Annotated in this window: 18 protein-coding genes and 4 pseudogenes; 19 read left to right on the top strand and 3 right to left on the bottom strand. The window is 65.1% G+C overall.

Annotated elements, in window-relative coordinates; translation table 11 throughout:
* The first annotated feature begins 107 nt into the window (after nt 1-107).
* A complete protein-coding gene (locus BFF94_RS15825; RefSeq protein WP_219139528.1) occupies nt 108-1178 on the top strand; it encodes a lysozyme inhibitor LprI family protein in 1071 nt (356 codons plus the stop codon).
* Between the two features lie 25 nt (nt 1179-1203).
* On the opposite strand, the gene BFF94_RS15820 is transcribed toward BFF94_RS15825, so the two are convergent.
* Complete coding sequence (locus BFF94_RS15820) at nt 1204-2289, bottom strand: LacI family DNA-binding transcriptional regulator (RefSeq protein ID WP_219139527.1); 1086 nt, start codon at nt 2287-2289, stop codon at nt 1204-1206.
* 241 nt (nt 2290-2530) lie between these two features.
* On the opposite strand from BFF94_RS15820, the gene rbsK reads away from it, so the two are divergent.
* The 4 genes from rbsK to BFF94_RS15800 all read left to right on the top strand — a co-directional run bounded on the left by rbsK (nt 2531) and on the right by BFF94_RS15800 (nt 6813).
* A complete protein-coding gene (gene rbsK, locus BFF94_RS15815; RefSeq protein WP_219139526.1) occupies nt 2531-3457 on the top strand; it encodes a ribokinase in 927 nt (308 codons plus the stop codon).
* A gap of 45 nt (nt 3458-3502) precedes the next feature.
* Nucleotides 3503-4837 (top strand): MFS transporter, encoded by a 1335-nt coding sequence (locus BFF94_RS15810; protein ID WP_372454203.1) that lies wholly within the window; start codon nt 3503-3505, stop codon nt 4835-4837.
* 43 nt (nt 4838-4880) lie between these two features.
* Nucleotides 4881-5828: a dihydrodipicolinate synthase family protein gene (locus tag BFF94_RS15805; protein WP_128847013.1), complete on the top strand. Its 948-nt coding sequence runs from the start codon at nt 4881-4883 to the stop codon at nt 5826-5828.
* Nucleotides 5829-6165: 337 nt separating this feature from the next.
* Nucleotides 6166-6813, top strand: a complete 648-nt coding sequence (locus BFF94_RS15800; RefSeq protein WP_128847011.1) for a hypothetical protein — start codon at nt 6166-6168, stop codon at nt 6811-6813.
* A gap of 162 nt (nt 6814-6975) precedes the next feature.
* Here BFF94_RS15800 and fliD read toward each other — a convergent pair whose 3' ends face one another.
* Nucleotides 6976-8490, bottom strand: coding sequence for a flagellar filament capping protein FliD (gene fliD / locus BFF94_RS15795; RefSeq protein ID WP_128847008.1), 1515 nt, complete (start codon nt 8488-8490; stop codon nt 6976-6978).
* Between the two features lie 1005 nt (nt 8491-9495).
* On the opposite strand from fliD, the gene BFF94_RS15790 reads away from it, so the two are divergent.
* From BFF94_RS15790 to BFF94_RS15740, 11 genes and pseudogenes are all read left to right on the top strand, one after another.
* Nucleotides 9496-9909 (top strand): DoxX family protein, encoded by a 414-nt coding sequence (locus BFF94_RS15790; RefSeq protein ID WP_128847006.1) that lies wholly within the window; start codon nt 9496-9498, stop codon nt 9907-9909.
* Between the two features lie 422 nt (nt 9910-10331).
* Nucleotides 10332-11024, top strand: a pseudogene (locus tag BFF94_RS15785) (type VI secretion system baseplate subunit TssF); the annotation flags it as partial.
* Nucleotides 10999-11625: a hypothetical protein gene (locus tag BFF94_RS15780; protein WP_443627104.1), complete on the top strand. Its 627-nt coding sequence runs from the start codon at nt 10999-11001 to the stop codon at nt 11623-11625. The pseudogene BFF94_RS15785 and the gene BFF94_RS15780, both read left to right, overlap by 26 nt.
* 104 nt (nt 11626-11729) lie before the next feature.
* On the top strand, nt 11730-12410 hold the full coding sequence (locus BFF94_RS15775) for a hypothetical protein (protein ID WP_128847031.1): 681 nt from the start codon (nt 11730-11732) through the stop codon (nt 12408-12410).
* A 56-nt stretch (nt 12411-12466) separates the two neighbouring features.
* Nucleotides 12467-15811: a type VI secretion system Vgr family protein gene (locus BFF94_RS15770; protein ID WP_128847004.1), complete on the top strand. Its 3345-nt coding sequence runs from the start codon at nt 12467-12469 to the stop codon at nt 15809-15811.
* Nucleotides 15789-16283, top strand: coding sequence for a hypothetical protein (locus BFF94_RS15765; RefSeq protein ID WP_128847001.1), 495 nt, complete (start codon nt 15789-15791; stop codon nt 16281-16283). The genes BFF94_RS15770 and BFF94_RS15765 overlap by 23 nt, the downstream gene beginning before the upstream one ends.
* Before the next feature lie 81 nt (nt 16284-16364).
* Nucleotides 16365-18923 (top strand): annotated as a pseudogene (locus BFF94_RS15760) (type VI secretion system Vgr family protein); the annotation flags it as partial.
* Nucleotides 18924-19612: 689 nt separating this feature from the next.
* Nucleotides 19613-20698 (top strand): DUF6708 domain-containing protein, encoded by a 1086-nt coding sequence (locus BFF94_RS15755; protein WP_128846999.1) that lies wholly within the window; start codon nt 19613-19615, stop codon nt 20696-20698.
* An 81-nt stretch (nt 20699-20779) separates the two neighbouring features.
* Nucleotides 20780-21724, top strand: a complete 945-nt coding sequence (locus BFF94_RS15750) for a dTDP-4-dehydrorhamnose reductase family protein (protein WP_128846996.1) — start codon at nt 20780-20782, stop codon at nt 21722-21724.
* A gap of 98 nt (nt 21725-21822) precedes the next feature.
* Nucleotides 21823-22166 (top strand): annotated as a pseudogene (locus BFF94_RS15745) (LysR family transcriptional regulator); the annotation flags it as partial.
* A pseudogene (locus BFF94_RS15740) lies at nt 22156-22365 on the top strand (succinylglutamate desuccinylase); the annotation flags it as partial. The pseudogenes BFF94_RS15745 and BFF94_RS15740, both read left to right, overlap by 11 nt.
* 197 nt (nt 22366-22562) lie before the next feature.
* Here the strand turns inward: BFF94_RS15740 and BFF94_RS15735 are convergent.
* Nucleotides 22563-22835, bottom strand: coding sequence for a hypothetical protein (locus tag BFF94_RS15735; protein WP_128846993.1), 273 nt, complete (start codon nt 22833-22835; stop codon nt 22563-22565).
* A 759-nt stretch (nt 22836-23594) separates the two neighbouring features.
* On the opposite strand from BFF94_RS15735, the gene BFF94_RS15730 reads away from it, so the two are divergent.
* From BFF94_RS15730 to BFF94_RS15720, 3 genes are all read left to right on the top strand, one after another.
* On the top strand, nt 23595-24167 hold the full coding sequence (locus tag BFF94_RS15730) for a plasmid fertility inhibition factor family protein (RefSeq protein ID WP_219139525.1): 573 nt from the start codon (nt 23595-23597) through the stop codon (nt 24165-24167).
* A 246-nt stretch (nt 24168-24413) separates the two neighbouring features.
* Nucleotides 24414-25763 carry a reverse transcriptase family protein gene (locus BFF94_RS15725; RefSeq protein ID WP_219139524.1) on the top strand — a complete coding sequence of 450 codons (1350 nt, stop codon included), beginning with the start codon at nt 24414-24416 and terminating at the stop codon, nt 25761-25763.
* Nucleotides 25764-26089: 326 nt separating this feature from the next.
* Nucleotides 26090-26419, top strand: a complete 330-nt coding sequence (locus tag BFF94_RS15720) for an H-NS histone family protein (RefSeq protein ID WP_128846989.1) — start codon at nt 26090-26092, stop codon at nt 26417-26419.
* Nucleotides 26420-26979: the final 560 nt, after the last annotated feature.

Here is a 26979-nt window from a genome sequence, read left to right as displayed (position 1 = left end):
CTTCGGCGAGCAACGGCATGCGTTGCATGCCGGGCCGGGCGCTTTTACCTCGAATGTCGCGCGCAGGTAGCTTCTACAGGCACGCGACCCAGCGACGATCCAAGCCGATGACCATCCAGAACCGATCGAATGCGCGCGGGCCAACCGCGATTCCCGCAGGTGACGCGCGGCACGCACACCTGCAATCCATCGCGATGGCCGCGCTGCTGACGTTGTTGCCGGTCGCCGCGCACGCGGCCGGCTTCGATTGCGCGAAGGCCGCTTCGCCGGCCGAGAAAGCGATCTGCGCGGACGCCGCACTGTCGAAGCTCGACGGCGACCTGGCGGCGGCGTGGAAGAAGGCGCTCGCGAAAGGCGGCGACACGGCCGTGCTGAAGGCCGCGCAGTTGAAGTGGCTCAAGCAGCGCGACCGGTGCGGCGGCGATGCGCCGTGCCTCGGTGATCGCTACCGCGAACGGCTCGCGAGCCTGAACGGCACGCCGCTGGCCGCCGATCGCTGGCAGCAGACGTGGTACCAGACGAGCGACAACCCGTCGTTCGGCGGCGTGCTGACCTTCACTGGCATGGCGCCGCGCCTGCATTTCGAGGTGGGCGGCAACAACGGCGCGAATACCGGCGGGCTCGACGGCGACATCGTGCTGCACGGCGACAGCGGCACCTATCGCAAGGACAAGTGCCGGCTCGATTTTGAGCGAAAGGGTGGACGCATCGGCGTCACGCAACACGGCGCGGATTTCGATTGCGGTGCCGGCTCGGGTGTCTTCTACGGCGGCGAGTATGTGACCGCGTCGCAGTTCCAGGCCAAGCCGGCGGCTGACCTGCTGAGTCTCAAGGTCGTCGCCGACGCGACGCAAAACGCGACCGCGCACAAGCTGCTCGGCGCCGATTACCAGACGCTCGTCGACATCGTCAATTACAGCGCCGACGAAAAGGATCTCGACGGGCTGAACGCGCAGGTGAACGCGTACTGGGTGCGCGGCATCGCGACGACGAACGCGGCGATCGTGATGCGCCGCGGCACCGATCTGTGGATCGGGCTGCTCGTGTTCGACGCGCAGAACAAGGTCCGGATGCGCTATTACTCGAACGCGCCGACGTGGAAGAAAACCGTGCCGAAAACGATCCAGGCGTGGCACGACAATCTCGACAAGACGCTGCCGGTCGACGTGATGCAGTGAGCGGGCGCCGCCGCCCGGCACTTCTTCATGGCTTGCGCGCCGCGCGCGCCTGGGCCGGCGGAGCGGCCGATTCCCGCGTTCGCAACTCGGGCAGGACGGCACGACCGGGCCCCGTTGCGCCGTTCTCGAGCGCGTCGAGCAACGCATGCGCGGCCTGGCGCCCGATCGAGTCGGTGTCGACCCACATCGTCGTCAGCGGCGGCTGGATCTCGCGCGCGAGCGCGATGTCGTCGAACCCGGTGATCGACAATTGCGCGGGCACGTCGATGCCGAGCGCCTGCGCTTCGAGCAACGCGCCGAGCGCGAGCGCGTCGTTGCCGCAGATCACGGCTGTCGGCCGCGTCGCCGCGTCGCTGCCGGCGATCGCGCGCAGGCTCGCCCGCCCGAATGCGATCGTGGCCGCGCCTTCGTGCTGATGCACGGGGCGCACCGCGAGCCCGTATGCGGCAAGCGTGTCGTGGATGCCGCGCAGGCGGGCCTGCACGCGATCGTTGTCGGCCGACGGCTGCATGATGATCGCGAAATCGCGGTGGCCGAGGTCGAGCAGGTGAGTGGTGAGCCGTGCGAACGCCGCGCGGTTGTCGAAGCCGATGCAGCAGTGCGGGCTGTCGTCGCGATAGGCATAAGTGACGACGTACGGCACGCGGTGCATCGCGAGCAGTTCGAACAGTTCCGGCGGATACGCTTCGCCGACCAGCGACACGGCTTCCACGCCGCGCGACAGCATCGCGCGCACCTGGGCCAGCGCCTGCGCGGGATCGTAGTTCGAGCAGCCGAGGAACAGCGTGATGCCGTGCTCGGCCATGACCGCCTGCATGCCCGCGACCTGCGACGCGAACACCTGGTCGTCGAGCGTCGGAATGATCGCACCCGTGATGTGGGTGCGCGTGGACGCGAGCGCGCGGCCGGCCGCATTCGGAATCCAGTTCAGTGCAAGCGCCGCGTCGCGCACGCGCTGCTGCACGTCGGCCGACACCTTGCCCGGATCGTTGTAGACGCGCGAGACCGTCGCAGTCGACACGCCGGCCAGCTTCGCGACATCGCCGAGCACCGAGCGGCCGCTGCCGCGGCGCGCACGCGACGCGCCGCCGCGGGGCGGGGGCGTGCTCATTGGTCGTCTCCCGGCGTGGCGGTTTTGCCGGCGCCGCGCATGGTCAAAAGCGTCATTGTTTACCCTCGCTTCGTGGTGGCTTCGCTTGCTTTCCCGTTCGACCCTGTGAGAATGTAAGCGCTATCTTGACGTTGTTCCCTATTATGTCAGACACATATTCTATCCACTTCGCTGAATTTTCATCGACGACGGCCTTCACGGCCATTTTGTCCGCCGAAAATGTAAGCGGTTACATTCAGAAATGAGCTACGCCAATCCACCGCGAATCGCTGTCGTCGGCAGCGTGAACATCGACCTCGTCACGCGCGCGCCGCGCCTGCCGGTGCCGGGCGAAACGCTGCTCGGCACGGCATTCCAGACCGTTCACGGCGGCAAGGGGGCGAACCAGGCGGTCGCGGCCGCGCGCCTGGGCGCGTCGGTCGCGATGATCGGCTGCGTCGGCGACGACGCGTTCGGTGCGCGCCTGCACGACGCGCTGGCGGCGGAGTGCATCGACGTGACGCACCTGCATCGGATCGGCGGCACGGCGACCGGGGTGGCCACGATCACGGTCGACGATGGCGGCGCGAACAGCATCGTCGTCGTGCCGGGCGCGAATGCGCGTCTCGATGCCGACCGGATCGACGCGGCGCGCGAAGCGATCGCCGGGGCGGCGCTGCTCGTGTGCCAGCTCGAAGTGCCGGTCGCCACCGTGGCGCGCGCGATTGCCTGTGCATCCGCGCATCACACGCCGGTGCTGCTCAATCCCGCGCCCGCGCAACCGCTGTTCGATGCGTTGCTGGCGCGGGTCGACTACCTCGTCGTCAACGAAACCGAAGCCGAATCGCTGACCGGCATCGCCGTCGGCGACGACGCGTCGGCCGTGCGTGCGGCCGATGCGCTGTGCGCGAAGGGCGTCGGCAACGTGCTGGTCACGCTCGGGGCGCGCGGCGTCTGCTGGCGCGGCAGCGCAGGGAACGGCCGCCATCGTGCGATGACGGTGGTCGCCGTCGACACGACCGCGGCCGGCGACACGTTCGTCGGCGGGTTCGCGGCGGCGCGGGCGAACGGCGCGTCGATGGACGACGCGATCGGCTTCGGCCAGCGTGCGGCCGCGATCAGCGTCACGCGCTACGGCGCGCAGACGTCGATCCCGACGCGCGACGAAGTGGCACCTATGGATTCCTGAATTCCGCATGCGACGGAACGGCCGGACCTGGCCAATACCAGTGACATGGAGACAATCGACATGAACGAGCACCAAACTATTCCGCACACGCCGCCACGGATCCGGCGCGGGCAACGCATCGCGCTCGCGCTGTTGATGGCGAGCGGGATCGTCAACTATCTCGATCGCGGCACGCTGGCCGTCGCGAGCTCGGCGATCCGCGGCGATCTCGGCTTGTCGCTTTCGCAGATGGGGCTGCTGCTGTCCGCGTTCTCGTGGAGCTATGCGCTGTGCCAGTTCCCGGTCGGCGGGCTCGTCGACCGCATCGGCCCGCGCCGGCTGCTCGGCATCGGGCTAATCGTCTGGTCGTTCGCGCAGGCGGCGGGCGGCATCGTGTCGACGTTCGGCTGGTTCATCGTCGCGCGCATCGCGCTCGGCATCGGCGAGGCGCCGCAATTCCCGTCGGCCGCGCGCGTGGTGAGCAACTGGTTTCCGCTGCGCGCACGCGGCACGCCGACCGGGATCTTCAATGCCGCGTCGCCGCTCGGCACCGCGCTCGCGCCGTTGCTGCTGTCGATCGTCGTCGCGTCGTTCGACTGGCGCTGGGCATTCATTGCGACGGGCGCGCTCGGCCTCGTCGTTGCTGTCGTGTGGTTCGCGCTGTACCGCGATCCGGTGCGTGCGCAACTGACCGCAGCCGAGCGCGGCTATCTCGATGCCGACGCGCAGAGCCCGGTCGCGGCGCCTAAACTGACCTTCGGCGAATGGCGCAGCCTGTTCTCGCACGGCACGACCTGGGGGATGCTGATCGGCTATTTCGGCTCCGTGTACCTGAACTGGGTGTACCTGACCTGGCTGCCGGGCTACCTGACGATGGAGCGGCACATGAGCCTGATCCGGACCGGGTTTGCCGCGTCGGTGCCGTTCCTGTGCGGGTTCATCGGCTCGCTGGTCGCCGGCTGGCTGTCGGATCTGATCACGCGCCGCAGCCGTTCGCCGGTCGTGAGCCGGCGCAATGCGGTGGTGGTCGCGATGCTCGGGATGGTCGCGTTCACGATTCCGGCCGCGCTCGTGCAAAGCAACACCGTTGCGCTCGCCTGCATTTCGGTCGTGATCTTTCTCGCCAACGCGGCGTCGGCCTGCTCGTGGGCGCTCGCGACGGCAGCCGCGCCGCCGAGCCGCATCGCGTCGCTCGGCTCGATCCAGAATTTCGGCGGTTTCATCGGCGGCGCGCTCGCGCCGATCCTGACGGGCGTCATTGCGCAGAAGTGGTCGTTCGTGCCGGCGCTGCTGACTGCCGCGGCGATCGCGTTCGCGGGCGCGATGGCCTACCTGCTGCTGGTGCGCAAGCCGATTCCCGAGCAAGCCGCGAACGCGGCGCCCGGACCGTTGCCGGCCTGAGCATGCAGCTGCCCCACGCATTCACTGAAGCAAGGAGAAACAGATGCAACACCCGCAGCAATCGAACGTGACCATCGAGGGAATCGTGCCGGTCATGCTGACGCCGTTCGACGACGCCGGCGCGATCGACTACGCAGGGCTCGAGCGGCTGATCGAATGGTATCTGACGCACGGCGCGGATGCGTTGTTCGCGGTGGCGCAATCGAGCGAGATGCAGTTCCTGAGTCTTGCCGAACGCGCGGAACTCGCGCGCTTCGTGGTCGAGCGGGTGGCCGGGCGCGTGCCTGTCGTCGCGTCCGGGCACATCAGCGACGATCCCGACGCGCAGGCCGCCGAGCTGTGCGCGGCGGCCGATTCGGGCGCGCAGGGCGTCGTGCTCGTGACCAACCGGCTCGATCCGCAGCGCAAGGGCAGCGCCGCGTTGCTCGATCATCTGCACCGGCTGCTCGCCCGACTGCCGTCGGATCTGCCGCTCGGCCTGTATGAATGTCCGGCGCCTTACCGGCGGCTCCTGTCCGATGACGAACTGCGCGCGTGCATCGACACGGGCCGGTTCGTGATGCTCAAGGACGTGAGCTGCGACCTGGCGACGGTGAAGCGGCGCGTCGCGCTCGCCGAGGGCTCGCCGCTGAAGATCCTGAACGCGAACGCCGCGATTGCATGGGACGCGATGAAGGCCGGTTCAGCCGGCTTCAACGGCGTGTTCACCAACTTCCATCCGGATCTTTACCGGTGGTTGCGCACGCAAGGACACACGAACCCGGCGCTGGCCGACGAGCTCTCGACGTTCCTGGTCGTCTCGGCGGTGTCGGAGGCGCTGGGGTACCCGGCGCTCGCGAAGCTCTATCACCAGCGGATCGGCACCTTCGCGTCGATCCGTTGTCGCGCGATCGACTACGACGTGCGTGAACGGTTCTGGGCGCTCGATGCGGTGCTCGACAAGATCGTCGCCGGAACCGAGCATTTCCGCCGGCGCATCGCCGCGCAATAACACATGCCGCGCGCCGCGAGCGGCGCGCGACTGCATCATTCGCGATCGCGCCGACAACGGACACGCGATCGCGCCCGCAGCCGCACCGTGCGCCAGCCGGCCGGCCAGTCTCGATCCCCATCCCCCATCGTCACAAACGGCGTCGCGCGTCGCCATGAAACCGACGCGCGGCTCGCCCGTTTCACCAGGGCCGACTACCCGTCGGCGCATTTCCCGCGACGCGAGAGAAAAGCACACAAATCTGCGCAATTCTCCCTATCGTTTCTTGTAATGGTTCGTAATATTATGCCGCGGAGCGTTTTTTACCGATGAACCGTTGACTCCGCATTCGCCTCCCATGCAACACGTGACGACGACAAGCCAGCCACCGATCCTGGCGGCACCGGTTGATGCCATGCTGCACGCCGCGATCGACGAGGTCGTCCACCGGAGCGTATCGGAAGCGACGACGCGCAGCGGCTACATGCGCTGTGCCGACTATGCGATCGTCGGCGCGCAGGTGCTGACGCTGCTGACGGGCAAGCCTTACCGGCCGTTCGCGGGCGGCGAAGTGCTGGATTTCGGCGGCGGCAACCTGTATGCGCTGTGCACGACGCGCGAGCGGCGCCGCACCGCGCGGCACCTGTCGCAACTCGCGCGGTATCACTGCTGGATCGAAGCGCGTCACGACGACGTCGGCGGCCGCGCGCGCAAGGAGATCGTCGATTTCACGCTGCGCCACGACGAGACCGTCGCGGACAATCTGGGGATGCCGTTCGCCCGCGCGTACCAGGCGTATTTCTGGGGCTGGGACGACGAGCACGCGGTACCGGCCGAGCTGCACGATCATCCGGCATTCGCGAAGCAAGGCCCCGTGTGGCGCTGGGCCGAGCGCGAATGCACGTCGCTGCTGCGCGCGTACGAGCGCGAGCGGCCAGGCTATTTCGGGCGTCAGGTGTCGCGTGCGCTCGACTTGTTCGGCGATCGCGTCGAAGGTCTCGGCTGACGGCAAGCTTGTTGCGGGCGAACCGGGGCAACGAACCCGGCGAGCGCTTGCGCATCGCCGGGCATGGACGACGTCGCCACGCGCTACGCCGCGCGCGGCGGCGCGAGCCGGTCGATCCATCGACCGGAGGCCGCCGGCGCGGTCATCGCGCCGCCCGGCCGCTCACTTGTTCGACAGCGCACCGCTGCTGTTTGCACCGCCGAACAGCCGCGTCAGGTACTGCGTGTTCGAATTCATCTTGGCCATCAGCGTGTTGAGCGCCGTGAACTGCGCCTGGTACTGCCTGGTCAATTGCGCGGCGTAGTCGGACAGGTTCGACTGCTGCTGCGTGACGCGCTTCAGATCGGCGTTCAGCGCGTTGGTACGCACGTCGATCATCCCGTCCTTCTTCGTGAAGTGCGTGATCTGCTCGGCCAGGCGCGTGCCGATCCCGTTCGTCGGGTTGAACAGGCGCGCGACCCCCGACGGGTTGGCGGACAGCGCGCTGTCGAGCTTCGCGCTGTCGACGTTCAGCGTGCCGTCCTTCTCGAGCTTGATGCCGATCGACAGCAGGTTCATGTGCCCGTTGCCCTTTTCGTTGACGGCGCCGCTGTCGACGCCGCGCGCGACGATCGACGCGAGCGAGTTGCGGATCGTGTTCAACGTCGAATCGCCGATCAGCGCGCCCTGCGCGTTCGCCCCTTCCGTATAGCTCGTCAGCGCGCCCATTGTCTTGACGACCGTGTTGTACAGGTTCGCGAAATTCGTGATCGTCGCCGCTTGCGACTTCGTGTCGGTGCTGACCGTCAGCGTCTGCGTATCGGTCGCGCTGATCGCGGCCGCCGACAGGTTCAGCGTGATGCCGGTCAGCACACCCGACACAGCGTTGCTCGCGCTGGTCGACGCGATCCCGTTGAGCGTGAACTTCGCGTCCTGCGCGACGGCGCTCTGCCGCCACGCGGCCGCGCCGTTCGCCGAATCGATCTTCGATGCGCCGCCGGACGTGTCGGCCGTCGACGTGACGCCGAGGTTCGACAGCCCGCTGTCGTTGGACACGTTGCCGACCGCGACGCTGATCGCGTTCGCCGAGCCTGTTTTCGACGACGCGAGCACGAGGTGCGCGCCGTCCGTGCCGTTGATGACCGTCGCGCTGATCCCCGGGTTGCCCGATGCGGTGTTGATCGCGGCCGCGATGCCCGACAGCGTGTTGTTCGTGCTGCCGACCTCGACCTTGAACGACTGGCTGCCGAGCGACAGCGTCAGCGTGCCGGTGCCGAGCGCCTTGCTCCCGTTGAACCCCGACGAGGACAGCGCCTGCGCGGTTGCGATCTGCGTGACGCCGACGGTGTAGGTGCCGGCGACCGCGCCCGCACCCGCCGTCGCGGCCAGGCCCTTGCCGCTCGCGACGGCGTTGAACGTCGACTGCAGCCCGCCGTTCTTCAGCGACGTCAGGCCCGCCTCGAGCGCGCCCAGTGCCGACGACAGCGCGCCGAATGCGGAAATCCGCGTGGTGCCGGTCGCTTGCGACGCGGCAAGCGTCGCGGCCCGGCCGGCCGTCTTCGCGTTCACCAGCGTCTTGACGAGCGTGCCGACGTCCATCGACGGATTGCCGGTCGAGCCGTTGATGATCGATTGCGCCGCCTGTTGCATCAGGCTGTTCGCGCTCGCTCCGCTGTTCACGGGCGTGTTCGTTGGCATGGGTGGTCTCCGGTTGAAAAGCGATCCTGTGACGAACGGCTGCCGTTTCCCGCACGACGCATTCCCGGGGTTCACGGCATATGTCGGGGAAACGTAAGAACGAATCGGCGCTATCGTATATTTAAATCGGTATTAATTGGTAATTTTTTGTAATGTTTCTTGAGGAAAACTGTAGGCTGGCGTGAGGTGAGTGGGCGCGCGCTGAAGGTCAGCGATTTTTCACCTTAAATACATGATTTTTATTGTGTTTATTCAATGGTTTTTGCCGGAATTTAAACTTGCTGAAGGCATGAATGTTTGATGAAGGTTTTTTCGCTTGCTCCGCTAAACACTGTGCAGATCGACTGCGTGGAGAGGGCGTTCTTCCTGGCAGGCATCGAGCCGGGATCCTTGTCTAATGGGCGCTATCTCGCCGCGTGCACATCAAACTGCATGCCCGTGAAACGTTTTCGTTTGCCGATACGTATTTCCGGGCCATGCGTCATTGCCCGAAACAAGAAGCTTCGTGGATTGAAAGCCAGTCGAGCTGAAGGGTTGAAATAAGCCTGAGTGAGTCGCGCATCGAACGTGTCGCCGAATAACAGTCGCGATGTACGGTCGCGGCCGGCTCGTGTCAATTGAAGTCGTGAATATCGATTGAATCCGGCGGCGTGAAGGAAGCGACCAGTTTTCATGTTCCTGAGACGTGGAACTCGATTCAATTGCACCGCCCGGTCAGTCGTTGTCTACCGGCCTCGTCGCCTCCGATTGTCCACTAAATCGAGACAGCGAATCATATTTTTACGGATTGATGATTTCCTTCGAGACAGTAGACTGCACCCGTGCTTCGCCAGAACCGATCCGAAGCGCGCCGGCAGACGCGGCGCAACCGGACGGATTCTTCGGCGGCGGGCCAGGCGGCTTGCTGTCCGATTGTGCGAGGAGTGGTCCGTTGCCGATCTGGCGCGCCGATTCGGCACGCAGCGGCCCCGGATGCATCAAACCGTTAATTCAAGGGTGATTGCTATGCGTTACGTTTCGCTGGAGTCGAAGAAGGACGAGCTGCTGCTGGCGGCTCGCGTGCTGATGATGATCCTGTTCATGCTGTTCGGCTGGCAGAAGCTGAACGGCTTCTCGGGCACGGTCGCGTACATGGCGTCGACGGGGAACCCGGCGCCCGAACTGGCGGCCGCGATCGCGGTGGCGGTCGAGCTGGCCGGCGGCGTGCTGATCGCGGTCGGCTTCTATACGCGTCCGCTCGCGCTGTTGTTCGCCGCCTATACGCTCGCGACCGCGCTGATCGGCCATCGCTACTGGGCGCTGCAGGGGATGGAGCAGTACATGGCGATGATCAACTTCTACAAGAACGTGAGCATCATCGGCGGGCTGCTGTTGCTCGCGCTGAGCGGGCCGGGGCGGTATTCGGTTGACCGGAAGTAAGGCGGGGCGAAGTTTCTGTCAGGTGTGACGGGCCCGGTGCGCGCAAGCGTGCCGGGCTTTGTTTTTTGTTGGCGATGGATGGGCCGCAGATCCGAAGGTCGTGCTCGCAGCGACCTCCATCGTGTCATGCCGGCGCTGGCGCAGCGTTGCCAAACGGACGGGTTCCGGACATGATTGCACGTGCGCAACGACGCTGTTCACGCCGCTTCGCCCGGCGTGCTTTCGCATCGCGCTTCAATTTCTCGCGCGTTCCGCACCGGCATCCGTACGTTGCCGGTGGCGCGGAAAGGGCCGCAGGCCGGACGCGATGCCGTTTCCGACGTGCGCCGGTACTGCCGGGCCAAACACGCAATGCCGGCTGGCGGCTCAGCGCCTGGCAGGAATCGTCTGCTTCAGGTATTGCCGACGGAGAATGACGACGTATGAGTCCGGAAGACCTGCTGTCATATTACGAACGGGAACTTACCTACTTGCGGCAGTACGTGCGTGAATTTGCGGCGCACTATCCGAAGATCGCAAGCCGCCTGTCGCTCACCGGCGGGATGGACAGCGGCAGCATGGATCTGCACGTCGAGCGTCTGGTCGAGTCATTCGCGTTGATGGCCGCCCGGACTGCCCGCAGCATCGACGACGACTATCCGCAATTCACCGAAGCCTTGTTCGAGACGCTGGACCCGCACTATCTGCGGCCGTTTCCGTCATGCTCCATCGCGCACTTCGAGATGGACAGCGGCAGGGCGGCGCAGATGTCATCCACCGTGACCGTGCCGCGCGGGACGCAGTTGTATAGCCGGCCGCTGCACGGAACCAAGATACTGTTCCGGACTGCGTATGACGTTACGCTTTCGCCTTTGCAACTGACAGCGGCGCAGTTCCGCTCCATTGCCGACGTGCCGAGAACCTTGCGCCTGCCTGCGGGTGCGACGGCGTTGATCTCGCTGGCGTTCGAGATTCAGTCCGCCCATGTGTCGATCGCCGAACTGAAGCTGGATTCGGTTCGACACTATACGCAAGGCGCGCCGGTCTTTACTGCGATGCTGCGCGACGCGCTGTCGATGAAGGCGCTACGCGCCTACGTCGAGCCGGCACATGGCGGCCGATGGATCGAACTCGACGGCATGCTGCGAGTCCTTTATCGAGGATCCCGCGGGCAACAAGCTGTTCCTCGGCACCCATGTGCGGATCGGCACGCCCGCCACCCATCTGGCCGGTGACAACAAGCGCATCATGTTCGCCAATGTATTGCGGGTGGAACTGACGCTCGACGGCAACTTCGGATCGAAGCTGTGGATCTTCACGCAGGCGCTTGGCGGCACGCCCGACCGGCGCGACGACTATCCGGCGATCCGCGACATCAAGACCGCGCCGGGTACGCCCACGCGTCATATGAGCGACCAGGATCCGTCGGAATGGTCCGGCCTGCCGGGCGACGGGCCGCCGGTCATCCTGCCGGGCATGGACGTCGTGTCGTGGCCGGCCGATCCGCTCGGCAAGATCGGCGACGGCGTGAGCGGCGGCCTGGGCCAGCCTCTGCATATTTCCGCGTACGAGGACGTGGGTGCCGTGTGGCAGCGCCTGCGGGACAGCTTCAAGCGACCGCCCGCCACCCGCGACACGACCGTTCAGGCCTGGAATGACTATCACCTTCATCGCAATCCCAACGAGGGCCGCGCGCCCGATAGCGAAGACCTGGATCCCAAGCTATGGAAGAAGTAGTGCCACCGTCGTCGTCGGGGCGTCGCGTCAGGTGGCGCTACGTTGTGTTGCTCGCCCTCGTGGTGCTTGCTGCAATCGTGTTTGGACTGGATAGGAGTCGACGCATGCCATTGATCTATGTGATTCCGGAAGGCTATGTCGGTCCTGTGGTCGCATTGTTCGATCAACCCGACGGTGTCGTCGAGCCGGCCCATGCAAAGGATGGCCTCGAGGTGCGCGTTCCCGCGAACGGCATCGTCAAGATAAAGGGCAACCCGAAGCTCGGACATTCGGAGGCGTTTCCGAAGAGCACGGTCGTGTTCGAACTGGAGAAGCGCGATGGCAGCCGCGAGGTGCTCCAGGAGGCGATCAACCCGTGGCAAGACTACGATCGGAACGACGATCCGCACTGGAAAGTCGGCATTCGCGATGCGCAGGGGAATCTGCGCACCATGGCCGTTTCCGACCGGAAGGAAGGTTTCGTGTTCGACGATTTCCCCGAGTCGGATCGACGCCGGGTCATGGTTTTCTGGCACGAGTCCTGTCAGGATCGTGTGTTCGGTCCGGAATCGGACGCGTATCTCGCCGGCGAAAAGTCCGCCGAGGAACTGCACGTTCCGCCGTGCGGCGAGTTTGTCGTGGGCGCCTTCGATCACATCCGGCAATGGCCGGAATGGATGTTCCTGCGCGGCAAAGGCAAGCAGGAAAAGTCGGGAGTCCGGAATCCGACGTACAGCTCGATCCAGGAACTGGTCGACGAGGCGAATGCGCGCGTCGCCAGAAAGAAGGCCGACGCGATCAACTGATCGAATTCGCGTGGCCTTGAACGGGCACGGCGGCCGGCGTGATGCAAGAGGACGGAATGGATATTGCTGCTGCATTGAAGGGCTATTCGCAAACCACTCGCCAGATCCAGCTCGATACGGCGATGCCGGGCGCATTCGCGGTCGAGCGTTTCCATAGCCGGGAAGCGATGGACGAGTCCTTCCGGTTCGAAATCGACGTGTTGTCGAGCGCACCGTTCCTCGACCTGAATCCGCTGCTCGGCACGGCGATCCGCCTGCGTCTCGCGACCGGCACGGGCGAGCGCTGCTGGAACGGGTACGTCGTGCGAGCCGCGTACAGCGACAGCGATGGCGAGATCACGCGTTACCGGCTGACGATGGCGTCCTGGCTCGAGCTTCTCCAGCTTCGCCGCAATTGCCTGTATTTCGTCGGCCTCGATACCGAAGGTATTTGCGAGCGTGTGTTCGGCGATTATCCGGAGGCGCATCGACGCTATGAACTGAAGGAGCCGCTGCGCACGTTCGATCTGCGAGGCCAGTATCGCGAAACCGATTACGACTTCGTGATGCGCCAGTTGTCCGAGGCCGGCTTGTCGTTTCGTATCGAACATGCGCAGGACGCCGGCGAAAAGCCGTCGGGCAACCATACGGTCGTCGTGTTCGACCGGCGAGCCGAACAGCGCAAAGGCAGCACCGTCGCATACAACCGGCAGGATGTGGGCGACCCCGACGGCGTGATGACCTATTTCACGACGCGTCACCAACTGGTCCCGGACCGTGTCACCGCGACGAGCTGGAAAGCGGGCAATCTCGTCGCGCTCGCCGGGCATGCCCAGGGCGAGGCCGATCGCGATGCGCCCGTCATACCCGTGCGCGAAGTGCTGGACGCGCAGCGTGCCGGCCGCTTCGAGACGTCGGACCAGGCACAGCGCTACGCGTCGCAGCGTCTCGACGCGCTGCGCCTGTCGAAGCGGATCCATTACGGCGCAGGCTCGTCGCGCACGCTGGAGATCGGCAAGGTCCACACGCTGACCGGGTATCCGGACGAGACGATTTCGTTTGTCCCGCTGACGCTCGAGCACGAGGCGGTCAACAACCTCGGCGCCGATATTGCGCAGTTGCTCGAGCACGGCGACCTGGACCAGGGGCTTTATCGCAACCGGTTTGTCGCCGTACCGCCCGGCGTGCCGATCGTGCCGCCTTACCGCGACCGGCCGATCGTGCTGGGCGTGCAGACCGCGACTGTTGTCGGCGAGCCGTCGAACCGGGTGAGCAGCACGCGGGATCATCAGGTGCGCGTGCAGTTTCCGTGGATGCGCGGCACGGCACCGCTGCCCGGCGGATTGACCGACACGGCCAGTCGGTCGAACCCGCAGGGTCATGCGCCCGGCGACCACCGATCCGGCGTGGTCGCACGCATTGCCGAACAATCGGCGGGCCCGAACTTCGGCCACAGCTTTACCCCGCGCATCGGCGCGGAAGTGGTGGTCGGCTTCGACTCGGGGAGTATCGACATGCCGGTCGTGCTGGGCCAGCTTTACGGCGGCCGCGTGCAACCTCCGTTTGCGGCTGGCGAAGGCAGTAGTGCGAATCACGCGGGCGTCCTGACCGGCATGCAGACGCAGATGCTCGACGGAGCAGCGGGCAGCCGCTGGGTGATGGACGATTCGCCGGGTCAGTTGCGTCACGAACTCGGCAACAGCATCGCGAACAGCCGGCTCGCACTGGGCTATCTGATCGATCAGCAGGGCTCGGTTCGCGGTGCTTACCGTGGCGAAGGGTTCGACCTTGCGACCGAGGGGTGGGGTGTCGTGCGTGCGGGCGAGGGTGTGCTGGTGTCCGGCACCGCGCGCACGGAGGCGGCTTCGACGCAAATGGATCTGGGCGAGAGCGTTGCGCAGCTGAAGCAGGCGGTGAATACCGCACAGGGGCTCGACGAATCGGCGGCGCGTGCGGCCGCCGGCCGGCTGACGGCGAACACCGCGCAGGCGGATTTCCTGAAGGCGATCGATCCGGCGCAGGACGGCAAGTACACGGGTGCGGTGAATGGACAGAGCGCGACCAAACCTGCTGCCGGCGGACAAGGTGGCAGCGCGGATCCGGTCGAGCGCTTCGCGGTGCCGGCGGTCGTGCTGGAGTCGCCGCAAAACGTCGTGATGAGTACCGGCAACAGCGCGGTTTCCTATGCGGAACAAAACGTGCATCTGACCTCGCAGGGCGATGCGCATCTGGCCGCCGGCGCAACGATCGCCGGTGCATCCGGCGATGCGGCGAGCCTGTACGCGGCTGCGGGCGGGATCAAGGCCGTTGCCGGCCACGGGCCGGTCAGCGTCGAGGCCCATGCGTCGTCGATGCAGATCCTCGCGGACCAGTCGGTGCGCATCACGTCGTCGGACGACAGGATCGACGTACTGGCGAAGGATGCGATCGTGCTTCAGCAAGGGCCGAGCAGGATTACGCTCAAGGGCGCGGACATCCTCGTCGAGACGCCCGGATCGTTTGCCGTCAAGGCGGGTGCCCATCCCTTCATGGGGCCGGGCGCGCAGTCACCGGTATTGCCGGCCCTGCCGGTACCCGTGCCGCTTGCGCTTTACGACGAGCAGTTGCATTTCGTCAACGAAGACGGCGTGCCGTTGTCGAAGGTCGCCTATCAGTTGAAGCTCGCCGACGGCACCACGGCGTCGGGGGTGACCGACGACGCGGGCAAGACCGAACGCGTGGCGTCGGCCAGCCCGCTGGGGATTCTGTCCGCATTGCTGACGCCGACCCAGATCGTCGATTGCTGCGGACGCACGTCGGGCACGGCGCCGGCGCCGGTCGTGATCAAGATCAAGGGCGTGCAGACGAACGAGTTTCAGGTGGGGAGTTCGGAAGAGACGGTGAAGATCGATGCCCATGAGCGGCTGTTGACTGCGGGCGAAATCGAAATGGCCAGGACAGTCTTCAAGGACGGCATCGATTACGACAAGGTGCGGGTGCACAAAGGGAGCTATTTCTGGTTCAACCTGCAGAGCAAGAACACCGCAGTTACCCCGAACGGGAAAATGTATTTCCTGGACGATCAGTACGCCGATGATTTCTCGGCGATGAACGGGCCGAATATCTGGAAAAGAAGCCTGTTCATGCACGAAATGACTCATGTCTGGCAATACCAGCTAGGGTATTCGGTGCGATGGCATGCGCTGACCGTCACCATTCGAGGACAAAGCGCATACGAATATACCGTCGCGCCAGGCGCGCTATTTCACGATTACAACATGGAGCAGCAGGGCAATCTGGTCGCGGATTATTACGCGGTCCAGGTGCTCAAGGCGCCCTTCGCCGTTCTTCACCGTGGCTATGTCGGAACGCCGTACGAGCTTGATCACGTGCTTGCACCGCTCCTAGAGGATCCCAAGAATGCAGACAATCTTCCGAAGTAGCGTGTTCGGTTTGCTCGCGTGGCTGTTGTGTCTGTCACGCGCGATGGCAACGTCGGAGGCGCCCGTGGAACTGGAAATCAAGCAGGTCGACGGGAACCCCGCCGCCTGCCTGCCCATGAACGACGAGCGGGCCGAGAGCGTCATTCAGATCCGCACGGTCGGCGTCGCAAGGCCAACGGGTCCGGCAAGTCCCGATGTGACTTACTGGTGGTTCGACATGCCGGCCGAGGCCCAGCCTGTCTACCTGAAGCGTGGCGAATGTCTTGTGTATGGACAGGCGGTGAAGGGCGCGATCGTCCGTACGCCGCCCAGGCCGCTTGATCTCAACCGGACTTACTACATATCGATCATTCCGGGCGGGGATGCCGGCCCGGTTTATAGCGCGGCGTTCTGTACGCTCAGGCGGCCCGGTGGTGGCGTGCATATCGCCGTGCCGCTGAGTGGCCGGAATCCATGTGCAGTCGATCACTGAACGGCACGCGGGAACGCGTGTTGACCGCGATGCAGAAATGGCGTGCCCGTCAAGCGCGTCGCTTCTTCAACTGACGGACTTATCTCGACCAATATGGACGTTCTGAAAAAACTCGCCGAGGGCTGGTCGCAGTACGACCGGTTTCTATGGGTCACCACGTCGCTGGGCGCGAACGCGCTGGTCGCCGAAAGTCTTCACGGGTGGGAGGCGGTCGATCACGGCGGCTACCGGTTCCAGTTGACGGCATTGTCCGCTGATGCAGCGCTGCCGCTGGAACGCCTGATCGGCGCGACGATCCTGATCGAATGGCGCGCGCGGGAAGGCAGCGACGTGCGCCGTCCGGTTCATGGCCATGTCATCGCGGCGGAGCGGATCGGCTTCAACGGCGGGCTGGCCCGCTTTCGACTCGAAGTCGCGCCCTGGCTCGCGATGCTCCGTCAACGCGTCGATCACTACAATTTCCAGAACGCGAGCGTGCTCGACATCAGCGAGCAGATTTTCGGCTATTACACCGCGGGCGCCGTGGTACCTGCGTGGCGCTGGGCCCTGGCCGATCCCGCCAGATATCGCAAGCGCAGCCTGACCACCCAGGCAGGAGAATCCGACTTCGATTTCCTGCAGCGGCTGTGGGCGGAAGAGGGCATTTTCTACTGGTTCGAGCATGTCGGTGACGCTCACGCGTCCAGCCTCGGCACACACACGCTCGTGCTTGCCGATTCGAACCAGCGTTTCGCGCCGGACAAGCCGGATATCATCGGTTTTCACCAGGCGAGCGATGGCGATCCGGCGGGCAGCATCCAGCACTTCATGACTGCGCGTCGCTGGCGTATCGGCCGGGTCGCGCGCGCCAGCTGGGATCACCGCACGTTGTCGACCCGGCCGACCGGGGCGCAGGCCGACGGCGTTGCAATGGCCGGCGAAGACCGTGACGTCGCTGGCCCGTATGCATTTCAGACCGCGGCACTCGGCGATCAGCGCGCGCGCCAGCAACTTGATGCGCAACGCGTCGCCACGCTGTGCAGCGAAGGACGCAGCACCTTCATGGCGCTGCATCCGGGAATGCGTTTCGCGATCAGCGGGCATCCGGCGCTGAAGGTGTCGGACGCACTTGTCTGCCTGCACGTTCGGCACAGCGTGCGTGCGAACGTCGATGCGGATGTTCGTGCCGCGATCGAGCAGACGCTCGGCAACATACCGCCGATGCTGAACACCGATGCGAACGAATACGGTGTTGCCCACGCGCTGCACGCCGCGCTCGGAAGCGGGACACACGATGCCGCGCCGCTCGTGGGCAACGAAGCGGTTTATGCGAACAGCTTCGTCGCATTGCCGGCCGGCCAGACGTACCGGCCGCTGGTCGAAGGCGGTCACGGCGCGCGTTCGCATCCCGTGGCGGCCGTACAGGGTGCGCAAACGGCGATCGTCGTGCGCGCAGGCGATCCGGTTCACACCGATCGCGATCATCGCGTCCGGATTCAGCACCATGCGCAGCGCGGGCAGAAGGCCGCCAGTCTCGAGGAGCATCCGCACGCGGCCAATGCGCCTGCCGACCGTAACGCCGGCACATGGACGCGCGTATTGACGCCGGTCGGTGGCGACAACTGGGGCGGCGTGAGTCTGCCGCGCGTTGGCCAGGAAGTGTGGACCGAATGGCTCGAAGGACAACCGGACCGGCCGGTGGTGGTGGGTTCGCTGTACAACGGTCAGGGCAATGCCGATGCGCAGCACAATGCGCAAGCCGGCGGTCCGGCCACCAGTACCGGCAACGCGGCCGCGTGGTTTGCAGGCAATGGTCATCCCGCGGCGCTGACTGGCATCAAGACGCAGGACCTGAAACTGAGCCAGCAAGGTACGGGCGGCTATCGCCAGTTCCTGCTCGACGACACCGCCGGCGAGGCAAGTGCGCGCCTTTACACGACGGACCACAACAGCGGGCTGACGCTCGGGCATCTCAAGCAGATTCAGGACAACCAGCGGCAGGCCGATCGCGGTTACGGCATGGAGTTGACGACCGATGCCGCCGCCGCATTGCGCGGCGGCTCGGGCCTGCTCGTCAGTGCTGCGCGCGGCGTCAGCCAGATGGATGCGAGTGCGTCGGGCCAGGTGCTGACGCAGAACCGGCAACTGCTCGACGGTCTCGCAGAGGCGGCGCGTGCACAAGGTGCCGAACCGGCGCTGCCCGCCGCGAGCGTCGGCGCCGGGCCGGGTGAAACGGGGCTCGCGACGGGGGCCGATGCGTCGGCGCAACCGGCCGCCGTGGCCGGGTTGCAGCGGAGCGAAAAGGCGCTTGCCGCGACGCGCGACGGCAGGGCTTCTGCCCAAGCCGGCGGCGGCAGCGGCAGTGCCGCGGCATGGACGCGTCCGCATGTCGTTGCGCACGGCGCGGACGGTCTCGCCGCCGTGACACCCGGCAGCCACGTCTGGGTGTCGGGGACGGAGACCGTGTTGAGTGCGGGCCAGGATCTGCAATGGACGGCCAAAGGCAAGACAAGCATGGCCGCTACGCACGGCAATGCCGCGGGCGAGCGGCCGGTCGCCGGGCAAGGCATCGCGTTGTACCGGCTGCCCTCCGAAGCGCAGGGCAAGGTCGCGGCCGATCGCCTGCTGTCGCTCGGGAAGGCGCCGGGCGCGGAGGTCGTCACGAAGGTTCCGGTCAACAGCTATATGGGCACCGTGCTGCGATATGCACGGGCGCCCGGCATGCTGGCGTCGGTGTCGATGGTGTTTTCGACGCTGGGGCTGGCCACCGCACAGGACGCGATGGGTACGGCTCTCAAGAGCGAGGAGGGGCGTGTGGCGTGGGCGTTCAGGGCTGCGACGGTTGGTGTGGTGGGCGCCATGCTGGAACTGGTCAGCACCGGCATCAAATCGGCCGGCGTACGGCGGTTGCCTTTGCTGGGGCCGGTGGCCAAGAGTCTGGGTGGAGGCTTTCTGCGCTATATAAAAGTTGGCGGTGCAGGTGCGAGTGTTGTCGTGATGTGGATTGCGGCGGGTACAGATGCCGTGAACGCATGGGAAGCAATCAAGAACGACGAGCTTGGGATGCTTTCCTTGTATGCAGTACGAGGTAGCTTGGAGGTTGTACTCGCAGTGTCATTGACGCGTGTGTGGATAGTTGCAATCATCAGCGGCGCCGAGGTGGAGGCGTTAGGCCCGCCAGCATGGATTGCGACGGCGGTCATTCTGGTGGTTAGCGTGGTGATCGACATCTTCAAGGATCCGCCCACATTGACGTGGACGCGGAATTGCATGTGGGGACCGGCCAACAGCTATCAGGATGGTCCGGAGGAACAGGATAACTTCCGGAAAGCAACAGCGGGATAGTCGGTATGAGTGATGAATCGTCGATGAAGGCTTACTGGGGCCAGTTGTTTGACAAGCGCTACTGGCGTGAAGTGGTCATTGGTTTGCCACCGAAGGATCCTTGGGCACCAACGGGTGAGATGCTTGCTTACGAGCTTAATAAGGCAAATCCAACGAAAGTAGATTGCCCTCCGGATTCGCTGGACATGGTAGTCATACGTAACGAAACCTACATGGAAGTAGCCGACAGTCAGTACGCTCGGCGTGGCTTCGGTGGAATGGTATTTTCATTGTTTGAATTGCCGATTATTTCATTTCTGGCTATTCCTTTTTACGGTTTCGGAAGATACGGGATAACGTTTCATCTTGTTTTGGTTGCCTTGCTGATTTTTCTATTGTTCTTCCCCTTGTTGATTTGGGTAGGCTATCAATGGAAGCAGGACATGCTGGGCTATACCTACAAGCCGATCCGGCTGGTGCGGTCCACGCGTAAGGTTCATGTGTTCCAGCACAACGGCCCCGACGGAGTGTGGTCGCTGGATTGGGACAAACTGGTGTTCTGCCTGAAGAAGAGTGGGTTGAACTGGGGGGTGCTGGGTTATTTGCCGGACGCGAGCAGCCAGGTGACGCACGCGTTCTATCTCGGCGCTGTCGTACCGGTCCATCCGAACGGTATGCGGGAGGATGAACCGTTGCTTGCGCACTGGGAATACCTTCGTCGTTATATGGAGGAAGGTCCGGCGAGCGTGCCGGTTCCGGATTTTCTGCTGCCTATCGAGAATCGCCGCGAGCCGTTTCTTTACGGTGTGCACCGACTGTGGCAGATGTTCGGGCCGTTTGCGGTCCTGTTCGCACCGGTCACGACGCTAGCGGGCCTGTTCCGCTGGATCGGAATGCGAATGAGTCGCTTGCCGCGCTGGCCGGCGGAGGTGGACGCGCAATGTCAGGTTTCGCCGGATGATGCAACCGTGCAGCCGAAGAAGAAAGCGACGGACAACAGCGTGTCCGTCGCCATGGGTGTCGTGCTGATGCTGGCGCTGGATGCGGTGTTGCTATGGCTGCTGTTCACGCGGGTATTCGGTATCGGTCGTCTGTTTGCCCACGGTTCCTGAAATGACGGGTAGGGAGTCGACAGCGGTGGCCTGATCTTGTATAGATTGGGGCACTCCGTTTTTCTTTCATGGTTGGCTATCGTGCCGCACCCGAACATCCTCCTCATCGGCGCCTCTGGCCTGCTCGGCCGCGCGGTTGCCGCGTCCCTGGCCCGCGAATCGTCGCTGACGCTCATCGCGACCATCCGGAACCCGCAAAGCGCAGGCGCAAAACTTCTCGCATTGCCACCGGAAAATATCGCCCAACTCGACGCCCTCGACCAACCGTCCCTCGAACACCTCTTCGAAACCCGCCAGCCCGCCGCCGTCATCATCTGCGCGGCCGAACGCCGTCCCGACGTCTGCGAACGCGACCCTGCCACCGCACGCGCGATCAACGTCACCGCCCCGGCCCGCATCGGCGCGCTCGCCGCGCGCCATGGCGCGTGGACACTCGGCATTTCAACCGACTACGTGTTCGACGGCAAGGCGGCCCCCTACAGCGAAGACGCCACCCCGAATCCGCTGAACATCTACGGCCGCACCAAACTGGAAGGCGAGGCCGCGCTCCTCGCCGCGTCGCCGCTGTCGTGCGTGCTGCGCCTGCCGTTGCTCTACGGCCCGATCACCGACTGGAGCGAATCGGCCGTCACGAGCCTGGTCCCGGCGATCGTCGCTTCCGCGCGCCCGGGTGCCGACGCGGTCGGCATGGACGCATGGGCGATCCGTTACCCGACCTACACGCCGGACGTCGCGGAAGTCATCCGCGACCTGACGCTGCGTCATCTCGCGGGCTCGCCCGTCACGGGCATCCGTCACTGGTCGGGCGAGGAGCCGATGACGAAGTACGAGATCGCGCAGCGGATCGCGGCCGCGCTCGGCATCACGGCATCGCTCGCGCCGATCGACAAGCCGACCGACGCGACGCCGCGCCCGTACGATTGCCATCTCGACGCAGCGCGCGTGCGCGAGCTCGGGATTGATCACGCGACGCCGTTCGATACCGCGCTGCGCACCGTGCTGCGCGCGGCGCCGCAAGTGCTGTAGGATCGGGCACCGCCCGCCCGACGCCGGCCAGCCGCTTCGCAGCGCATGCGGATCGGGCGCCCCGCGCGGCACCTCACCGCCCGCCCAGAAGCTCAGCCATGCAACTGAAATGGCTCGGAGACTCATCGAACTCGCGCGCACGCGCAGCTTCACGCGGGCAGCGGAGAACCGGTTCGTCACGCATCCGGCGTACGGCCGCCGCATCCGTTCGCTCGAGGAATGGGTCGGCACGCGGCTGATCTCGCGCACGAAGCCGCTCGAACTGACGGCGGCCGGCACCGTCTTCTTCGATGCCGCGTCGAACGCGCTCGACATCCTGCACGGCGCGCGCACGCAACTGCAGGAAGCGTCGTCGGCGCTGGAGAACAACCTCCGGATCGCGACCGGCCGCACGCTGTCGGCGACCTTCTTCCCCGACTGGTACGACGAGACGGTTGCGCGACTACGGCGGCTTCGGCGATCCCGCGAGCGCGAAGAATGCGCTGCTGATCGAGACGGGCCAGCACTTCGCCGCGATCGCGCGCGATGGCGACGCCGTGATCGTCACGTCGTACGACAACTGCGTGATCGTGCAGCCGTCGATGCGCCATCTCGGCGTGAACGTCACGATGATGCGATTGGGGCGTTTGCTGGATCGCTGATTGCGTGCGACTGCCGCCGCGATGCGGTTCAGTACCGGGCTTGCCGGGATGGAAAGAGTAGGGCAATGATCGGGTAGCGGGCACGAATGCGTGATGTAGCGCCGTTCGGGCACCGCAACCCGCGACGGGGCTGGATTGAAAATGTCAATCCAGCCCCCGGTTCCGCGTACGGATAATCGTCAGTGCTTTAAGGCTGATTATCGAATGGCAAAGCGGGTTGCCGGTGAACCATTCGCACAATTATTTCCATAGATAAACAGGTTTCTGTTTTCCGAATATGCCTGGTAAATAATTGAATAAACTTCCTTGGCGCTGAACAAATAGGCGCCGTCGTTGATGGTCACCATCAGGTTGCCGGCGGTGTCGGTTTCGATCTTGTCGATCTTGCCGGCCTTGCAAAGTGCCTGTGCGGAAGCGCACGTGGAGGCGAGCATCAGGGCTGAAAAAAGCACGGTTGCAATCTTCTTCATGTCTTTCCCTTGGTAATGACTGAAGTAATGCGGTTTGGCAACGTTGGTCACGTCCGAAACTACATGTCTGTTTTTCCGGATTGCTGATTCCAGAGTGCCTGGAAATCAACGATGACCTGGTAAGGTGGAAACATTGCGACAAAGCACGAATAAACAATTTGTGCTGCGCCTCCGTTATCTCGTTGATTTTGATTTTCGGTGTTGCGGCGCACAACACAGACTATTTATTGTGATTTAAGAAGGCCAATCGAATTAATTTATCATTAATCCGGCCCGATAATTTTTTTGTTTGAATGCGATTTCATTGAATTTTGCGTGCCGTTGTTTTTGTTTTTGATTGTTTCGGTATTTAGTTAATCGACGATGAATATTGATTCAATGGTTGACGGTATTTTTTGCGCGCATGACATACGAAGCGCACGGGCGTCCACGGGTGCTCGGGTTCCTGCGGGATGGATGACCTCCTGGACGAGAAACCAGACAGGTTGCTGCCCGGAGTCCGGGCGCGTGATGCGTCCGGTGCGCGAATTGCGCAGCGAGCATCCGTCGGTGCCGGCGACCGCCGACCCGGCTCGTGCCGGCACGGAAAGGCGATACACTGCGCGGGTTCCCGAACATATCGGGATCGTCAGGACACCGGGCGCACGTGTCGAGACGGCGCCGCGATGCCGCACCGCCCGTCACCGGCCGGCCGCCGGCGCGCCACGCCGTGCGTTGCCCTGACTCATTCGAACAAGTCACGAGAGAAAGAGAGGGCCCATGCTGACACGTCTTCGTATCGGACTCGACCGCGCGCGCGACCTGCACGACGCGGGACGAGCCTCTCCCGTCCGGCCGCGTCCACAGGCGAGCGAACTGGTCGACCTGAGCGCGAAGCGCGCGATGTGGCGTGTCACCGTTCCGGGCCAGGCCGACTGCTACATGGCGGCGACGCCGGCCGAGTCGGAGCGCTACGTCGTGCATCTCGACGCGGAAACGTTCTACCGTCTGTGGCTCGGCACGAGCCCGGCCTTCCCGAAACCGGATTCGCAGGACTGCGTGCCGCGCCGGGTCATGCCGCTCGACGGCAAGTACGCGTCGGCCGCCGCCGCGTTCCGGGCCGGGCGCCTCGAGCCGGTCGCGCTGCCGCCGGTCGGCTACTGGCTGCAGGGCGGCGGCTACGAGGTCGCGATGAGCGACGGCATGACGCGCTCCTTCTGGCTGCTTGCCAATCGCGTGCGGTCGTTTCCGGTCGCCGTCGACAACGCGACCTGGGCGACGATGCTGGCCAACATGGCAGGCGTCGGCGTCGCACCGATCGCCTACCGTGAACTGTTTTCCCGGAGCGCGTAGGCATCGCAACGCGATTCGGCACGCCGCCGCGTTTGACACGCGGCCTGCGCGGCCATTAAAGTCGCGACGCGGGGCGGTGGGTCAAGCACACCCCCGGAACAGGCAATCGATGTTCCAGGACTACGGGGCTACCCCGTGGATGAGATCGACACCCCGATGCGTCGCAAGTGCCCGAGTTGCGCGTTGCGCAACGACAGCTCTCGCAGCACCAGTCACGTTGACTCATCGTCCCGCCCATCTCCGTCAATGCACTCATCCCTGCGCGACACCACCCGCACGATTGCCGAGGCGATGCTCGCCGGGTCGCCCGAGCGCGGGAGTGTCATCGCGCGGATGGCAGCCGTGCTCGGCGATGCGCAGCCGTGGGCGCACGAATGCGCGGATGCCGCGCTCGCGCGCTTCGGTGCGCACTGGGCCGACGTCGAGATCGACGCGCTTGCGGCGGTCCTGGCCGATGCGCCCGCGTTCGTGCGCGCCTGGTACGGCGATCATCGGCCGGCCGTGATCCGCATCGTGCGGCGGCCGCCGGTCCAGCGGCCGTTGCCGGCACCGCTCGCCGGCTGCGACGTGCCGCAATGGGCGACGCCGGGCGATCTCGCAGGCTGGCTCGGGCTGAGCGCGCCGGAACTCGACTGGCTGTCCGACCACTGGCGTGTCGACGCGCGCAGCAGCGCCACGCCGCTGCATCACTACACGTATGTCGCGGTCGACAAGCGCAGCGGCGGGTGCCGCCTCGTCGAAATCCCGAAGGGACGGCTGCGCGAAGCGCAGCGCCGCATCCTGCACGGCTTGCTCGATCGCATTGCGCCGCACGGCGCGGCACACGGTTTTCGCAAGGGGCACGGGATCGTGTCGTTCGCGGCGCCGCACGCGGATCGCGATGTCGTCGTGCGTTTCGATCTCGCGGATTTCTTCGTGTCGGTGCGCGCCGCACGCGTCCATGCGCTGTTCGCGACGCTCGGGTATCCGGCCGAAGTCGCGCGCACGCTCACCGGGCTGTGCACCAATCGCGTGCCGTCGGCGCGGCTGCTCGCGCCGGACCTGCGCGACCGGTTCGACTGGATCGGCCGCCAGCGCTATCGCGAACGGCACCTGCCGCAGGGCGCGCCGACGTCGCCGGCGCTGGCGAACCTGAGCGCGTTCCGGTTCGACATGCGGCTCGCCGCGCTCGCGCGTTCGCTCGATGCGACCTACACGCGCTATGCCGACGATCTCGCGTTCTCGGGCGGCGGCGCGCTCGCGCGCGACGTCGAGCGGCTGCAGGTGAGGGTCGCCGCGATCGCGCTCGAGGAAGGCTTCGCGCTGCAGCTGCGCAAGACGCGCGTGATGCGGCGCGGCACACGCCAGCAACTGGCCGGCGTGGTGGTCAATCGTCATCCGAATCTGGCGCGCGACGAGTTCGATCTTCTCAAGGCCATCCTGACCAACTGCGTCCGGAGCGGGCCGGCCTCGCAGAACCGCGACGCGCACCCGGATTTCCGAGCGTATCTCGCCGGCCGCGTCGCGCATGCGGCCGCGCTGAACGCGGCGCGCGGCGCGAAGCTGCGCGCGCTGTTCGACCGGATCGGGTGGGACGCTCTCGACGCCGGCCGGTAAACTGCGGGCCCGCAGCGACGCCGGTCGGCAGACTTCTGCAACGCGACGCCGCGCACTGCTATTATTCGCGCCATGCCGCGCCGGTGCCAGGTGCGGCGATCAGTTTCCGCAGCCGTTCGCCTTGCATGCGTACGCGGCGCGCCGCGCGTTGCGGGCCCGGCCCGGACGGTCTGTCATTGACGCACGACGTCGTTTAGTGCGCATCGCGTAAGCCGTGCCGGCTCAGGCAAACGAATCACCGATATGACAGCACCGAGCGGCGGAACTTCGTGGTAGGTTCGGCCATCGGAGTTTTTTGCAAAAACATGCCCAAAGAGGATGAATACATGACCCAGGCTCTGCAGGAACTCGAAGCACAACTTCGGGACCTGAACATCAAGCTGTCGGACGCGAAGCAGAAGGAGAAGCAGGCCGCACTCGCGGCATTCAAGGAACAGGTCGAGCTGTTGGGAATTTCGCAGCAAGAAGTGCTGAGCGCGCTCGGCTATATCGTCCAGCGGAAACGCAAGGCGCTTGCCAAGTACTACGATCCGACGACCGGCCGTTCGTGGTCGGGCCGCGGCCCGCGGCCGAAGTGGCTCGAAGGCAAGAATCTCGACATGCTCGTCGTCGACCGCGAGGCCAAGACCTGGTGGCCCGGGGACGATCAGGGCTGAAGCCGGCCGCGCCGCTACGGCGCCCGGCGCCGTCCGGTTCGCGCAAGCGGGCCGGCCGGCAACGCTTCGCCAGTCCGCTGTCTTTCATCCGGTGTCCGGCCTGAGCGCGACATCGCCGGCTTCGCCGCCGACACCGGATCGCCGTTTTCCCGTTCATTGCCCGCGGAGTCCCGCCTGCCGTCCCGGAAGCGGGCGCTGACGCGCGCCCGGACCACTGCCGCCGGCATGTCCGCCAGCCCGTCGTTCGCGGGCACAGGCCTAGGGTCTGTTTACATATGGAACGCGCATGCGAATGCCCGAAATCGCTCGTAGGGCAAGAAGTGAGGAGCGCCGTTTGGCCGAGCCAAACAAGCGACGAGCGACGCCGCCATACGGGCGATTTCGGGCATTCCCGTGGCATGAATTTTATAATTTGGGGTTGCCACGAGAACGGCCGCTCGCCGCGTTGCGCTCCTTGCGAATACGTCAGTATTCGCGGCGTCACGCGCCTCGCGAGCGGCCGTTCTCGTGGCAACGCATGCGCGTTCCATATGTAAACAGACCCTAGAATGTCGCCGGAC

This window comes from Burkholderia catarinensis, from assembly GCF_001883705.2.
GTDB lineage: Bacteria > Pseudomonadota > Gammaproteobacteria > Burkholderiales > Burkholderiaceae > Burkholderia > Burkholderia catarinensis.
The sequence above is the reverse complement of the archived record's forward strand: the minus strand, read 5'-3'. Positions and strand labels throughout refer to the sequence as shown.

Excerpts from the sequence above, each read along its gene's own strand:
- BFF94_RS15765 (WP_128847001.1), top strand. The coding sequence starts at position 15,789 with ATGCAGACAATCTTCCGAAGTAGCGTGTTCGGTTTGCTCGCGTGGCTG.
- BFF94_RS15720 (WP_128846989.1), top strand. The coding sequence starts at position 26,090 with ATGACCCAGGCTCTGCAGGAACTCGAAGCACAACTTCGGGACCTGAAC.
- BFF94_RS15825 (WP_219139528.1), top strand. The coding sequence starts at position 108 with ATGACCATCCAGAACCGATCGAATGCGCGCGGGCCAACCGCGATTCCC.
- BFF94_RS15725 (WP_219139524.1), top strand. The coding sequence starts at position 24,414 with ATGCACTCATCCCTGCGCGACACCACCCGCACGATTGCCGAGGCGATG.
- BFF94_RS15800 (WP_128847011.1), top strand. The coding sequence starts at position 6,166 with ATGCAACACGTGACGACGACAAGCCAGCCACCGATCCTGGCGGCACCG.
- BFF94_RS15780 (WP_443627104.1), top strand. The coding sequence starts at position 10,999 with ATGGCGGCCGATGGATCGAACTCGACGGCATGCTGCGAGTCCTTTATC.
- BFF94_RS15805 (WP_128847013.1), top strand. The coding sequence starts at position 4,881 with ATGCAACACCCGCAGCAATCGAACGTGACCATCGAGGGAATCGTGCCG.
- BFF94_RS15755 (WP_128846999.1), top strand. The coding sequence starts at position 19,613 with ATGAGTGATGAATCGTCGATGAAGGCTTACTGGGGCCAGTTGTTTGAC.
- rbsK (WP_219139526.1), top strand. The coding sequence starts at position 2,531 with ATGAGCTACGCCAATCCACCGCGAATCGCTGTCGTCGGCAGCGTGAAC.
- BFF94_RS15790 (WP_128847006.1), top strand. The coding sequence starts at position 9,496 with ATGCGTTACGTTTCGCTGGAGTCGAAGAAGGACGAGCTGCTGCTGGCG.
- BFF94_RS15735 (WP_128846993.1), bottom strand. The coding sequence starts at position 22,835 with ATGAAGAAGATTGCAACCGTGCTTTTTTCAGCCCTGATGCTCGCCTCC.
- BFF94_RS15810 (WP_372454203.1), top strand. The coding sequence starts at position 3,503 with ATGGAGACAATCGACATGAACGAGCACCAAACTATTCCGCACACGCCG.
- BFF94_RS15730 (WP_219139525.1), top strand. The coding sequence starts at position 23,595 with ATGCTGACACGTCTTCGTATCGGACTCGACCGCGCGCGCGACCTGCAC.
- BFF94_RS15770 (WP_128847004.1), top strand. The coding sequence starts at position 12,467 with ATGGATATTGCTGCTGCATTGAAGGGCTATTCGCAAACCACTCGCCAG.
- fliD (WP_128847008.1), bottom strand. The coding sequence starts at position 8,490 with ATGCCAACGAACACGCCCGTGAACAGCGGAGCGAGCGCGAACAGCCTG.
- BFF94_RS15775 (WP_128847031.1), top strand. The coding sequence starts at position 11,730 with ATGCCATTGATCTATGTGATTCCGGAAGGCTATGTCGGTCCTGTGGTC.
- BFF94_RS15820 (WP_219139527.1), bottom strand. The coding sequence starts at position 2,289 with ATGAGCACGCCCCCGCCCCGCGGCGGCGCGTCGCGTGCGCGCCGCGGC.